Annotated in this window: 13 protein-coding genes; 9 read left to right on the top strand and 4 right to left on the bottom strand. The window is 67.9% G+C overall.

The features are described 5' to 3' along the window. Window positions 1-2 precede the first annotated feature (2 nt). From phoU to phoR, 3 genes are all read left to right on the top strand, one after another. Entirely contained in the window at window positions 3-707 is a 705-nt protein-coding gene (gene phoU, locus AABN02_RS15640) for a phosphate signaling complex protein PhoU (RefSeq protein WP_338415852.1), read from the top strand. 1 nt (window position 708) lies between these two features. After that, the gene (gene phoB / locus AABN02_RS15635; protein WP_338415851.1) at window positions 709-1,401 is read left to right on the top strand and encodes a phosphate regulon transcriptional regulator PhoB; all 693 of its coding nucleotides are present in this window, start codon (window positions 709-711) and stop codon (window positions 1,399-1,401) included. 65 nt (window positions 1,402-1,466) lie between these two features. Next, the gene (phoR, locus tag AABN02_RS15630) at window positions 1,467-2,825 is read left to right on the top strand and encodes a phosphate regulon sensor histidine kinase PhoR (protein WP_338415850.1); all 1,359 of its coding nucleotides are present in this window, start codon (window positions 1,467-1,469) and stop codon (window positions 2,823-2,825) included. On the opposite strand, the gene AABN02_RS15625 is transcribed toward phoR, so the two are convergent. The 4 genes from AABN02_RS15625 to trxA form a co-directional block, all read right to left on the bottom strand. Continuing rightward, a complete protein-coding gene (locus AABN02_RS15625; protein WP_338415849.1) occupies window positions 2,797-4,440 on the bottom strand; it encodes a hypothetical protein in 1,644 nt (547 codons plus the stop codon). The two genes, phoR and AABN02_RS15625, sit on opposite strands and share 29 nt — an antisense overlap. A 150-nt stretch (window positions 4,441-4,590) precedes the next feature. After that, window positions 4,591-4,848 carry a type B 50S ribosomal protein L31 gene (locus AABN02_RS15620; protein ID WP_179635755.1) on the bottom strand — a complete coding sequence of 86 codons (258 nt, stop codon included), beginning with the start codon at window positions 4,846-4,848 and terminating at the stop codon, window positions 4,591-4,593. Between the two features lie 97 nt (window positions 4,849-4,945). After that, on the bottom strand, window positions 4,946-6,208 hold the full coding sequence (gene rho / locus AABN02_RS15615) for a transcription termination factor Rho (RefSeq protein ID WP_310462050.1): 1,263 nt from the start codon (window positions 6,206-6,208) through the stop codon (window positions 4,946-4,948). A gap of 267 nt (window positions 6,209-6,475) precedes the next feature. Then, window positions 6,476-6,805, bottom strand: a complete 330-nt coding sequence (gene trxA / locus AABN02_RS15610) for a thioredoxin (RefSeq protein WP_338415848.1) — start codon at window positions 6,803-6,805, stop codon at window positions 6,476-6,478. Between the two features lie 203 nt (window positions 6,806-7,008). Between trxA and AABN02_RS15605 the strand changes: the two genes are divergently transcribed. The 6 genes from AABN02_RS15605 (at window position 7,009) to AABN02_RS15580 (ending at window position 13,373) form a co-directional block, all read left to right on the top strand. Then, window positions 7,009-8,715 (top strand): HDOD domain-containing protein, encoded by a 1,707-nt coding sequence (locus tag AABN02_RS15605; protein ID WP_338415847.1) that lies wholly within the window; start codon window positions 7,009-7,011, stop codon window positions 8,713-8,715. 43 nt (window positions 8,716-8,758) lie between these two features. Continuing rightward, entirely contained in the window at window positions 8,759-9,583 is an 825-nt protein-coding gene (locus AABN02_RS15600; protein ID WP_338415846.1) for a TatD family hydrolase, read from the top strand. Further along, window positions 9,580-10,074 carry a DNA-deoxyinosine glycosylase gene (locus AABN02_RS15595; RefSeq protein WP_338415845.1) on the top strand — a complete coding sequence of 165 codons (495 nt, stop codon included), beginning with the start codon at window positions 9,580-9,582 and terminating at the stop codon, window positions 10,072-10,074. Before AABN02_RS15600 ends, AABN02_RS15595 begins: the two co-directional genes overlap by 4 nt. Then, on the top strand, window positions 10,071-10,970 hold the full coding sequence (locus AABN02_RS15590) for a methyltransferase domain-containing protein (RefSeq protein WP_338415844.1): 900 nt from the start codon (window positions 10,071-10,073) through the stop codon (window positions 10,968-10,970). The genes AABN02_RS15595 and AABN02_RS15590 overlap by 4 nt, the downstream gene beginning before the upstream one ends. Window positions 10,971-11,013: 43 nt before the next feature. Continuing rightward, the gene (locus AABN02_RS15585; protein ID WP_338415843.1) at window positions 11,014-12,813 is read left to right on the top strand and encodes an ATPase, T2SS/T4P/T4SS family; all 1,800 of its coding nucleotides are present in this window, start codon (window positions 11,014-11,016) and stop codon (window positions 12,811-12,813) included. A gap of 83 nt (window positions 12,814-12,896) precedes the next feature. Continuing rightward, window positions 12,897-13,373 (top strand): tripartite tricarboxylate transporter TctB family protein, encoded by a 477-nt coding sequence (locus AABN02_RS15580; RefSeq protein WP_338415842.1) that lies wholly within the window; start codon window positions 12,897-12,899, stop codon window positions 13,371-13,373. The last annotated feature ends 13 nt before the right edge of the window (window positions 13,374-13,386 follow it).

Here is a 13,386-nt window from a genome sequence, read left to right as displayed (position 1 = left end):
CCATGGACAAACATCTATCCAGCCAGTTCGACGCCGAGCTGAGCGGCATTTCCACCCGCGTGCTCGAAATGGGCGGCATGGTCGAGTCCCAGGTGGCGCAGGCCATGCTGGCGCTGACGCAGTTCAGCGAGGAAATCGCCGTGCAGGTGATCCGCACCGAAGAGCGCGTGAACCAGATGGAAATGGAGATCGACCGTGACCTCTCCACCATCATCGCCCGCCGACAGCCGACCGCGCGCGATCTGCGCTTGCTGATCGCCATCTCCAAGACCATCGGCAACCTGGAGCGTGTCGGCGACGAGGCCGCACGCATCGCGCGCACGGTGCGGGGACTGGTCCAGACGGGCGTGCTCGGCCGGCTGCGTTTCCCGGTGTCGGACGTGTCGGTCGAGGCCAGTCTGGCGACCGCCTCGCTGCGCAAGGCGCTGGACGCCTTCGCACGCCTCGACGTCAACCAGGCGCTGGAGGTGATCCGCCAGGACGACGAGATCGACCGCGAGTTCGACGGCCTGCTGCGCAAGCTCATCACCTACATGATGGAAGACCCCCGCACCATCTCGGTCTCGATCGATCTGGTGTTCGTCGCCAAGGCGATCGAGCGGGTGGGTGACCACGCCAAGAACCTCGCCGAGCAGATCATCTACATCGTCAAGGGCATGGACGTGCGGCACAACACGCCGGACGCCGTGGCCGACATGGTGCGTTGAGATGGCGCGCGTGCTGGTGGTCGAGGACGAGCCGGCGATTGCCGAGCTGATCGCGATCAACCTGCGGCACGCGGGCTTCGAGGTGGTGATCGCGGCGTCGGCGGAACAGGCGCAGGCGGCGGTGGACGCCGTGCTGCCCGATCTCGCCATGCTGGACTGGATGCTGCCGGGCGCTTCCGGGGTGGAGCTGACGCGCCGCTGGCGCCAGTCGCCGCGCACCCGCGAGTTGCCCATCATCATGCTGACGGCGCGCGCCGAGGAACGGGACAAGGTCGCCGGGCTCGATGCGGGTGCCGATGACTACCTCGTCAAGCCGTTCTCCACGGGTGAGCTGTTGGCGCGCATCCGCGCCGTGCTGCGCCGGCGGGCGCCGACGGCGAGCGAGGCGGTCGTCGAATTCGGCGGGCTGCGGCTCGATCCCTCGACGCGCCGGGTGTCGTGTGGCGAGGCCGAGTGCCGGCTCGGTCCGACCGAGTTCAAGCTGCTGCACTACCTGATGACGCACCCGGAGCACGTCCACAGCCGCTCGCAGCTGCTGGACCGCGTCTGGGGTGACCACGTCTTCATCGAGGAGCGCACGGTGGATGTGCACATCAAACGTTTGCGCGAAGCCTTGTTGCCGGTACATTGCGCGCAGCTGATCGACACCGTGCGTGGCGCGGGCTATCGACTCACCCACTCTGCCGCCGCCTGAACGGCGCGGTCCGGCCGCTGCGGCGGCGCTCACTTCCTGCATTCGATGACCTACAAGGACCTCCCATGAGCCTTGTCCTGCGGCGTCTCTTCGCGACCCTGCTGCTCATGAGCCTCCTGGCCATGCTTGGCGGCCTGATCGGCCTGCATCTGCAAGCGCCCGTGCTGGGCACCTGGGCAGGTGCCTTGGCGGGCGTGCTGGTGTCCGGCTGGCGCGATGCGCGCCGCGCCGCGCGCCTGATCGACTGGTTGCGTGGCAACCTGGAAGGCGATGCCCCACGCGATGGCCAGCTCTGGGGCGAGATGGCCTACCGCACGGAGCGGGCCCTTCGCCAGCGGGAAACGGCCCTGCGCTCCGAGCGCCAGCGGCTGGGCGAGTTCCTGCGCGCCATCGAGGCCTCGCCCAACGGCGTTGTCCTGCTCGATGCCGACGAACAGATCATCTGGCTCAACCAGAACGGCGCGGTCCATCTGGGGCTCGATCCCCAGCGCGATCTGGGCCAGCGCATCACCAATCTCGTGCGCTCGCCCGCGTTCGTGACCGGCCTGCAGGCGGGCGAAAACCGCGAGGTGATCAGCCTGCCGAACTACCAGTCCCGCCTGTCCCTGTCGCTGCTGGTGCGGGCCTATGGGGCCGGCCAGCGCCTGCTGCTGACCCAGGACGTCACGGAACGCCTGCAGGCCGATGCGATGCGGCGCGACTTCGTGGCCAATGTGTCGCACGAGATCCGCACGCCGCTCACGGTGCTGGTGGGCTTTGTCGAGACCCTGAGCAGCCTGCCGCTGGCCGAAGCCGAACGGCAGCGCCTGCTGGGCATGATGGGCCAGCAGACCCACCGCATGCAGACCCTCGTGGCCGACCTGTTGACCCTGGCGCAACTGGAGGGCAGTCCTGCTCCGTCCGCAGACGAGTGGGTGTCGACGGAAGAGCTGCTGAAGCAGGTCGAAGTGGAGGCGCGCGGGCTGTCCCGCGGGCGCCACCTGATCCAGTTCCCGGACGAGGCCACCCTGCGTTCCCAGGCAGCCGACATTGCGGGCATTCGCACCGAATTGCTCTCGGCGCTGACCAACCTCACCAGCAACGCGGTGCGCTACACGCCGGAAGGTGGACGTGTCGCGGTGAGCTGGATGCTGCGACCGTCCGGTGGAGGCACCTTCGAAGTGCGGGACAGCGGCATCGGCATCGCCCGCGAACACCTGCCGCGCCTGACCGAACGTTTCTACCGGGTCGACGGCAGCCGCTCGCGTGAAACCGGTGGCACGGGCCTGGGCCTGTCCATCGTCAAGCATGTGGTGCAGCGCCATGGCGCCGAACTGGAACTGGAAAGCGAGCCGGGCAAGGGTTCGGTGTTCCGCATCACCTTCCCGGCGGCACGTGTCCGCGTGCTTGCACCCGTCAGGGCGGTCGCCGATAGACCAGCATGACCTCGTCCCGGTCGGATGGGCGTCGCTCGCGGGCGACCAGGGTCCAGCCGGGCATCTCGGGTGTTTTTTGAAGTGCCTGGGGGGTGTTGAGGCGCTCCAGGTGGCCCATCAGCAGCCACCGGCAGTCGGTGGCGCGCGGATCGAGCGACAGGCGCCAGGTCCCGTGCACCTCCAGCGCGGCGAGCTGGCTGCGGGAGACGTTCTGCGTCGCCACACAGCCGGTGGCGGGCAGGTGGGTGGCCAGGCGCTGCACGAGTGGGTGGTAGCTGCGCGCATGGTCCAGCAGCGGCAGCCAGAGCGTCATCAGCAGCAGCCAGCTCAGCGCGACACCACCGGCTGGCAGCACCATGCTTTTCCAGAGCGCGTGGCGGTGGTGCCCGGTGCGCCAGCGCACCAGCGCCAGCCAGGCGACCGTGCCTGCCAGCGCAATGCCCAGCGCCAGCAGGCTGAACTGCGGCACGAACTCCGGCGCCAGGCGGGCGACATTGACCGCGGGCTGGGCCGGAACGCCGGTGTGCATCGCGACGTAGATCACCCAGATGATCAGCGCGCTCACCGAGAAGAAGAACACCGAGAACCAGTCGATGGCCGCGCTGACGCTGCGCTTCAGGGTCGGCAGTGCAAATGCGCCCAGCACGGCCAGCGCGGGCAGCGACAACATCAGCGCCCGATCCGACGCGCCCATGGACGCACTCACCAGCAGGGCCACGAGCCCGATCACCAGCGGGACCGACAGGTGCCGCTTGAGCAGCTGGCGCCGCCAGCGCCACAGTGTCCAGGCCGCCAGCGGCCACACCGGCCAGGTGAACCAGACCAGCAGCTTCGGCAGCGCGAACCAGTCCGTGGTCGGGATGACGCGCCAGACCCAGGCACCCAGCAGCGTGCCGATGGCGCCGGCCAGCGCGCAGGCCCCGAGCAGCCAGGGCACCAGCTTGCGCGATTCCGCGTAACTCGATCGCCAGCAGACCAGCGCACCGGCCAGCCCCATCAGCAGGCCGGTGGTCGCCGCGCCGCTGGCGGCAAGGCCGGTGAGCGCGACCAGCGCCGCTACCCGGCTCGTGCCGACACGGTAGGGGCTGGCGGCGAGCGCGTAGAGCAGCAGGGCGGTGGCCGCCAGCTGCACCAGTTCGGGCGTGGTTTCATGGCCGAGCTGCAGCAGGCCGAGGCTGGCCATCAGCGCGAGCACGGCGCCGTCGGCCATGGCGCGCGCGTAGTCCACGGGATTCGCCTCCCCACCAAAGGCAAACGCCACCGGCTGCGCTGCTTCCGTGCGGGCCAGATGCAGGGTGGCGTACCAGACCAGCGCCAGCGTGGCCGTCAACAGCAGGGCAAACGGCAGGCGGGCGGCGAGTGCCGGATCGATCCAGGGCGTCAGCACCTTCATGAAGGCCGCGCCAATCCAGTAGGGCAGCACACCACCCTCCGTGCCACCCCAGCCGGCGATGGCCGGGTGCAGCCAGGAGGTCTCGCCCCGCAGCAGGCTGGTCATGTAGCCGTAGGCGGTGATGTCCGCATTTTTCCAGGGGTCGCGCCCGAAAACGCCCGGCAGCACATAGGCGGCGCAGAGCAGCAGCAGCGCAAGCCGCGGCAGGCGCTGCACGGCGCGCTGGGTCACGAGGGCGGGATTGGGGGAATGCGCAGACACGTAGGGCGTAAGGAAGTGCGGGGGTTGGGGTAGCGTTGTGCATCCGCGTGGGGCAAAAAAAAAGGCAGCCCGGGCTGCCTTTTCTTGCGCACGCGATGTGCGTCGTTCCAGGTGGCTGGATTACTTCTTGATGCCGACCTTGAACTTGTTGCGGAACTTCTCGACACGGCCGCCCAGGCTGTCGATGCTCTTCTGCGTGCCCGTGTAGAACGGGTGCGTTTCGCTGGTGGTTTCCAGCTTGAACAGCGGCAGTTCGCGGCCGTCTTCCAGGGTGATCTTCTCGCGGGCCGGAGCGCACGAGCGGGTCACGAACTGGAAACCGTTGGACAGGTCGACGAAGCAGACGTCGCGGTAGTTCGGGTGGATGCCGTCTTTCATGGGGAGTCCTCGCTGTGTGCCGGGAGCCACTCTGCACCATGCAGACGCACTTTCCGACAGCGGAAAAACAGAGATTATAGCGTGCGCAGCCCTGGCTTCAGCCGCCGCGACGCATCATGTCGAAGAAGTCGACGTTGCTCTTCGTGGCCTTCATCTTGCCGAGGATGAACTCCATCGCCTCGATCTCGTCCATCGGATAGAGCAGCTTGCGCAGGATCCAGCTCTTCTGCAGGATCTCCGGCTTGAGCAGCAACTCCTCGCGGCGCGTGCCGGACTTGTTGAGCAGGATCGACGGGTAGACACGCTTCTCGGCCATGCGGCGGTCCAGGTGGATCTCGCAGTTGCCGGTGCCCTTGAATTCCTCGTAGATCACCTCGTCCATGCGGCTGCCGGTGTCGACCAGCGCCGTGCCGATGATGGTGAGCGAGCCGCCTTCCTCGACATTGCGGGCCGCGCCGAAGAAACGCTTGGGGCGCTGCAGGGCGTTGGCATCGACACCACCGGTCAGCACCTTGCCGGATGACGGCAGCACGTTGTTGTACGCGCGGGCCAGCCGGGTGATCGAGTCCAGCAGGATGATCACGTCCTTGCGCAGCTCTACCAAGCGTTTAGCGCGCTCGATCACCATCTCGGCGACCTGCACGTGGCGAGCGGCCGGCTCGTCGAAGGTCGAGCTGATGACTTCGCCGCGCACGGTGCGCTGCATTTCGGTCACTTCCTCGGGGCGCTCGTCGACCAGCAGGACGATGAGGTGCACCTCGGGGTGGTTGGCGACCAGGGCATGGGCCAAGTGCTGCATCATGACCGTCTTGCCGCTCTTGGGCGGCGAGACGATCAGGGCGCGCTGGCCTTTGCCGATGGGCGCGATCAGATCGATGATGCGACTGGTGATGTTCTCTTCACCCTTGATGTCACGTTCCATCCTGAACTGCTCTTTCGGGAAGAGCGGCGTCAGGTTCTCGAACATGATCTTGTTCTTGCTCTCCTCGGGCGTCAGTTCGTTGACGCGGTCCACCTTGACCAGGGCAAAGTAGCGCTCGCCGTCTTTCGGCACGCGCACCTCGCCTTCGATCATGTCGCCGGTGTGGAGATTGAAGCGTCGGATCTGGCTGGGCGACAGGTAAATGTCGTCCGTGGAGGCGAGGAAACTCGTGTCCAGGGAGCGCAGGAATCCGAAACCGTCGGGCAGGACTTCCAGCACGCCATCGCCGAAAATCTGCTCACCCTGACGGGCGCGCTTTTTCATGATCGCGAACATCAGCTCCTGCTTGCGCAGACGACTGGCGGACTCGATCTCCAGCGCTTCGGCCATCTGGATCAGCGCCGAGATGTGTTGAGCCTTGAGTTCGGAAAGATGCATAGGGGCGGACCCTGAAAGCAGGTCTGATCGGTGCCAGCCGGACAGACCGGGGGTGGTCGGGACCTGGCTCCGTCGCTGCTCGGGATGACCATTCGGTGAAAGCCGGGAGGGCGATCAGGCGGTGGGGTCCGGGACGATCAATGCGGGGAGTAGGGGGGCCGACGCTGCGCGCGCTTCAGAATCAGTGGAAACCGACTCTTCGACAACTGGCGCGCAGTGGCATTCGCAAGTGGCGCCAACACAGTCGGAAAGCGCCGCTGGAACGAATTATAGATGAGATTCGACAAAGCTCTTCAATTGGGGAAACGCCAGGGCGCCCACCTTCGTGGCCACCGGCTGGCCGGCCTTGAAGACCATCAGCGTGGGGATGCCGCGAATGCCGAACTTGCCGGCGGTCGCCTGGTTGCCATCGACGTCGAGCTTGACGATCTTGATCTTGCCGCCCAGCTCGTCGGCGATGCGGTCCAGACCCGGGGCCATCTGCTTGCAGGGGCCGCACCATTCGGCCCAGAAATCAACCAGAACCGGCGTGTCTGACTGGAGCACTTCCGATTCGAACGTGGAGTCGGAGATGTTTTTGATGAGGGGGCTGCTCATGTTGGTTCCGTCGGAAAAGGAAATGGCTGAAGGAATTTCAGCATGTGGCGAGATGACAAGGATTTTGGCATGAACGCGGCGGAGTCCGCTGGGTGCGCCGAGAGTAATTGGCTATTTGCCTCATAGCCCCCTGATCGATACAGACCGGTATTGACGTCCTTTTTCATCGCTTGCCGCGGCCATCCGGCGGCTCCAATCTCCTCATGACCGACGCCGTATCGGCAGCACCCGTGCTGCGTAACTTTGCTGAATTTGCGCTGTTGCGCATGCTCGGGCGCAGCTCGCTCACCATCGCCTGGCTGGCCACGGACCGCCGCACCGGCCAGCCCGTGCGGCTGCTGGCCTCGACCTATCCGGTGAACTCCCAGGCCGTGCGCGAACGCTGCGTCGAGGACGCCCAGCGTGCGGCCCGGCTGGTCCACCCACGACTGGTGCCCGTGCGCAAGGTCGGCTGCGTGGACCGGTTTCCGTACCTGGTCTGTGACGCCGAACCCTCGGATCTGGACGCATCGATGGTGGCGCCGTCGGCGTTCAGTCTGGACGACGTCGTGCGCCGCGGGCATGACGTGCTGGACGGCCTGTCCTATGTCCACGAAGCGGGCATGGTCCACGGTGATCTCGGCAACCATACCCTGGTGCAGGACCCGACCGGGCGACTGCGCCTGTGGGGCTGTGGCCTGGGGATCGCGCTGGCCAGTGCACGCACCGCCACGGCGTCCCCCGCTGCACCGCCACCCGCCATCGGGCATCTGCTGTCCCGAGAGATCGCGGGCTGCAGCCTGCTGATGCAGCACTGGCTGACTGGCCGCGTGCCTGCGGGCGAGGCGGACATGCCCACGCTGCTCGGCCAGATGAACACGCTTGATCTGCGTCTGCCCATCCAGCTGCCGCAGCCGGTGCCAGAGTCGCTGCGCCTGATCCTCAACCGGGCGATCGATCTGCATCCGCAGCGACGCTACCTGCATGCCCGCAGCTTCGAGCGGGTCCTCGGCAACTGGCACCAGACCCAGTTGCTGGACGACAACGGCTTCGACTCGGTGCTGGCCGATCGCATCCGCCGCGGTGGGCATCTCCCTGCGCGCCCGTTGCTGGTCAACCGGGTCACGCAGATCGTCAGCATGGAGCAGGAGCGGCTCGATACCGTGGTGGATGTCCTGCTGGAAGACATCGGCCTGAGCCTCGGCCTGTTGCGCGCGGCGAACTCGGCAGAGGCCTCCGCCGTGAGCGTCGACGAGGCGGTCATCACGGTCAACCGCGCCATGCTACTCATGGGCACGAATGGCCTGCGCCGTGTCGCTGGCAGCATGAAGCCGTGGCCGGGCACGCTCAAGCCGACGGGCATGCGCGCCTTCGAGACGGCGATGAACCGCGCCCTGCTGGCCGGGCACCTCGCCGAGACGCTGGCGCCCGCCGGCATGGATGCCGAAGCCGCCTTGCTGGCGGCGCAATTCCAGCATCTCGGCACGCTGCTGGCGGCCTACCATTTCCCCGACGAACTCCAGCAGATCGCGCGCCTGAAGGCGGCGGGAGACGTGGGCAGCGGCCAGCCGATCAGCGAAGAAACCGCGACCCTGGCCGTGCTGGGTGTCGATTTGCCTGGGCTGGCCTCGGCGTTCCTGCGTCTGTGGGGATTGACCGAGTCGCTGCGCCAGCGGGTCAAGCCGATTCCCCTCGACCGGCGCGTCATCAGCCCGACGACGCCGGCTGGCTGGATCAAGCTGGTGGCCAGTTGCGCCAACGAGATCGTGGCGCTGACCGAGTTGCCCCAGGCCGCCCAGCCCGATGCCTTGACCTCCGTGCTGGACCGCTACCACAACGCGCTTGCGCTGGACACCGAACAGGTGCGCAGCGCGATGCGCCGGGCACGCGATAAGCTGTCGCGTCACCTCAACACCTCCGCGACGGACTGATCGCCGATCTGGACCCGCGGAGCTGTCCACGACAGCACACCGCATGTCCCTCTGGATCGATTCGCACTGCCACCTCGACGCCCCGGAATTCGACGCCGATCGCCTCGCCGTGGTCGAACGTGCCCGGGCCGCGGGCGTCGGGCTGCTGGTGATTCCGGCCGTGGAGGCCGCGCATTTCGAGGACGTGCGCACGCTGGCCCATGCGACGAGCCAGGTCTACGCGCTGGGTCTGCATCCGCTCTACGTGCACCGGCAACCTTTGGATGCGCTGGACCAGCTCGCCCGGGCGCTGCACCAGCACCGCGGCGATGAGCGTCTGGTCGCCGTCGGCGAGATTGGTCTGGACGGTTTCGTTCCAGGGCTGGACTGGGCGGAACAGGAGCGCTTCTACGCCGCGCAGCTCGCGCTGGCCCGCAGCGTGGACCTTCCGGTGATCCTCCATGTGCGCCGCTCGGCCGACGCGCTGCTCAAGCACCTGCGCCGTGCCGGGGTGCGCGGCGGCATCGCCCATGCCTTCAACGGCAGCGAGCAGCAGGCGCGCACCTTCATCGACCTGGGCTTCCGGCTCGGCTTCGGCGGCGCGATGACCTTCGAGCGCGCCTTGCAGATCCGCCGGCTGGCGCAGATCCTGCCCGCCGAGGCCATCGTGCTGGAAACCGACGCGCCCGACATCCCGCCGCACTGGCTCTACCGCACCGCCGACGAGCGCGCGCAGGGCCTGGGCAGCCGCAACGAGCCGGCCGAGCTGCCCCGCATCGCCCAGACGCTGGCCGGGCTGCGCGGCTGGACGCTGGAAGAAACGGCGGCCACCACCACCGCCAACGTCTGCGCCGCCTTGCCGCGGCTGGCGCAGTGGCTGCCGGCATGACGCGCCTGACCGGCTTCCCGCCCGTGGTCACGCCAGCCACGCGGCTGATGGTGCTGGGCAGTTTTCCGGGCGTGGCCTCGCTGGTGCAGCAGCAGTACTACGGCCACCCGCGCAACCAGTTCTGGCCGATCCTGTCGGCGCTATGGGCGGTCGATCTGCGCAGCCTGCCGTATGCGGAGCGGCTCGACGTGGTGCGCGCCCGCGGACTCGGCATCTGGGACGTCTACGCCCACTGCCGCCGCGAGGGCAGTCTGGACGCCGACATCGAAGCGCCCGAACGCAACGACTTCACGACCCTGCGTGCGCAGGCGCCCGGGCTGGTCGCGGTGGCGCACAACGGCGGCGAATCGGCCCGGGTGATGCAGCACCTGCGGGCGCTCGGTTTCGAGGTGCACCGGCTGCCCTCGACCAGCCCCGCCAACGCCAGCTGGTCGTTCGAACGCAAGCTGGACGCGTGGCGGGCGGTGTTTGCGCTTTACGATCTGGCATGAGCTTGCAAAACCTGCCCGACGACGAATCGTCCACCGCCGCCCCGCCCAAACCCGCCCGTGCCCGGCGCAAGTCCGGAGCCGCCCGCCCGCTGCCTTCGGCGTCGATCTCCGAGTTCGATGGTGTGCGCTACCTGCACCTCGGTGAAACACCCTGGGTGCAGGGCGCCATGCGGCTGCGCAAGCCGCGTGCGCTGGAGCTGGACTACGTGCAGCGCATGATGGTCTGGCTGCTGCTGCGCGACCCGGACACGCTGGACGACACCCGCGTCGTGCAGCTCGGCCTGGGTGCTGCCGCGCTGACCCGCTTCTGCCACACCGAACTCGGGCTGCAGACCACCACGGTCGAGCTGAATCCGCAGGTGATCGCGGCCTGCCGCCAATGGTTCCGCCTGCCAGCCAACGACGAGCGCCTGAACGTGGTCGAGGCAGACGCTGCCGCCTGGGTGGTCGACCCGGCCCACCATGGCAGTGCCGACGTGCTCAGCATCGACCTGTATGACCACCAGGCCGCCGCGCCTGTGCTCGACGACGAAGCCTTCTACCGCGACTGCCACGCCGTGCTGGCCGAGGGCGGCGTGCTGGTGGTCAACCTGTTCGGCCGCAACGCCAGCTTCGCACGCAGTGCGCGGCGCATCGAGGCGGCCTTCGCGCCCGGCGGTGGGCAGGTGCTGATGCTGGCGCCGACGGACGAGGGCAACACCATCGTCGTCGCGCTCAAGGGGGGACAGCGCCCGGACGACGCCGTGCTGCGCGAACGGGCCGTGCGGGTCACCGAGCGCTGCGGGCTCAAGGCCGTGCGCTGGCTGGGGCTGATCGGGCCGCTGCCGGCGCAGCGCCGCAAGGCCGCCACGGTCGCGGCGACACCGGTGGTTGACGCGGCAGACACCGCCGGCTGAGGCGGATCTGTCAAGATCGGCTCCGAGATTTCGGGAGTCGAACATGAGCCTCATCCCCCAACGTCCCGCCCCGAGCCTGCAGTCGCACCAGGGGCCGCTGACCTGGCGCGACCTGCTGCACTGGCTGGTCGAGGACGACATCGTGCGCGCTGGCGAAGCTGCCCAGCTGGCCCAGCGGCTGGGCGCCGGCGACAGTGCCCAGCACCCGCTGGTGCGGCTGGCCAACGCCGGCCTGCGCCATGCGCGCAGCATGGATGCGCTGGATCTGGAAACGCTGACCCGATGGCTGGCCCAGCGCGTGAGCCTGCCGTACCTGCGCATCGACCCCATCAAGGTCGATGTGGCCAAGGTGACCGAGGTGATGTCGGTCGGCTACGCCGAGCGGCGGCGCGTGCTGCCGGTGCAGGTGGGGGCGGCCGAGGTGGTCGTGGCCACCAGCGATCCCTTTGTCGTGGACTGGATCAGCGAGATCGCGCAGCACACGCGCAAGACCGTGCGGCTGGTGGTAGCCAATCCGCTGGACATCGCGCGCTACACGGTCGAGTTCTACAACCTGGCCCGCTCGGTGCGTGCCGCGCAGAAGACGGGCGAGGTGAGCGCCTCGGTCAATTTCGAGCAACTGGTCGAACTCGGCAAGCACAAGCAGCTTGATGCCAATGACCAGGGCGTCGTGCAGGTGGTGGACTGGCTGTGGACCTACGCCTTCGAGCAGCGCGCCAGCGACATCCACCTGGAGCCGCGCCGCGACCAGTGCGTGATCCGGCTGCGCATCGACGGCGTGCTGCACACGGTCTACCAGCTGCCGCAGACGGTGATGGCCGCGGTGACCGCGCGTATCAAGCTGCTCGGCCGCATGGACGTGATCGAGCGCCGCCGCGCCCAGGACGGCCGCATCAAGACCCGCAGTCCCAAGGGCGACGAGATCGAGATGCGCCTGTCCACGCTGCCCACCGCCTTTGGCGAGAAGCTGGTGATGCGCATCTTCGACCCGGAAACCGCCGTGCAGCCGGTCGAGGGCCTCGGCTTCACCGCGCTGGACGCCCAGCGCTGGCAGGGCCTGACCGCGCAGCCGCACGGCATCGTCCTCGTCACCGGCCCGACCGGCAGCGGCAAGACCACCACGCTCTACGCCACGCTGAAGCGGTTGGCCACCGACGAGGTCAACGTCTGCACCATCGAAGACCCGATCGAGATGATCGAACCGGCCTTCAACCAGACCCAGGTGCAGCCGGCGCTGGACCTGGACTTCGCCAGCGGCCTGCGCACCCTGATGCGCCAGGACCCGGACATCATCATGATCGGCGAGATCCGTGACCTCGCCACCGCGGAGATGGCGGTGCAGGCCGCCCTCACCGGGCACCTCGTCTTCTCGACCCTGCACACCAACGACGCCGCCAGCGCCATCACGCGGCTGCTGGACCTGGGGGTGGCGCCTTACCTGATCAGCGCGACGCTGATCGGCGTGCTGGCGCAGCGGCTGGTGCGCCAGCTCTGCCCGGCGTGCCGCCAGCCGGACCTCTCGCTCACGCTGCCGGCCTTGCAAGCGGCGCTGCCCGGTGTGCCGGTGCTGGGCGAGAACGAAGCCTTCCAGCCACACCGCCCGGTCGGTTGTCCGAGCTGCCGGCAGAGCGGTTTTCGGGGCCGCCGCGGCCTGTTCGAACTGCTCACGGTGAACGAGGCCGTGCGTGGCGCGGTGCGCGAGGTGCCCGATCTGGCGCTGCTGCGCCGCCAGAGCCTGTCGGACGGCCTGCAGCCACTGCGCCGTGCCGGCCTGCGCCAGGTCGCCGAAGGGCGCACGACGCTCGACGAGGTGCTGCGCTCGACGCCGGGCTGGGATGCGTGAAGTTTGTCCGCTAAGTGGAATCCACAGCAGATCGCACGGGGGCGCTTCCTAGAATCGGTCATCCATTCCTGAGGAGATGACTCGTGAACATAAAGAGCCAGAGAGACTTCTGGTCGGGCCTGATGTTCCTGGGGGTCGGGGCAGCTTTTGCCGTCGGCTCACTCGAATACAGCTTCGGCAATTCCGCCCGCCCCGGGCCCGCCTATTTCCCGTTTGGGCTGGGCGTGTTGATGGTGTTGCTGGGCGGCATGGTCCTGTTCACGTCGCTCACCAAGGAGTCGCACGTGCCGGAAGGTGACCCGGTGGGCGCCTTCGCTTGGCGTCCGGTGGGGATCATCCTCGGGGCCGTCATGCTGTTCGGTTTCCTGCTGCCGCGCCTGGGCATGTTCATCACGCTGCCGCTGCTGGTGTTCATCTCGGCGATGGCCAGCGACGAGTTCACTGTCAAGGGCGCGCTGATCAACGCCGTCGTGCTGACCGTGATGTCGTGGGGCATCTTCTCCAAGGGCCTCGGCCTGACCATCCCGCTGCTGCCGACGATATTCGGCGCGGGCGCCTGAGGGAGGGCTGATA

Source organism: uncultured Sphaerotilus sp. (assembly GCF_963924895.1).
Classification (GTDB): domain Bacteria; phylum Pseudomonadota; class Gammaproteobacteria; order Burkholderiales; family Burkholderiaceae_C; genus Sphaerotilus.
This window is presented reverse-complemented; position numbering and strand designations above follow the sequence as displayed.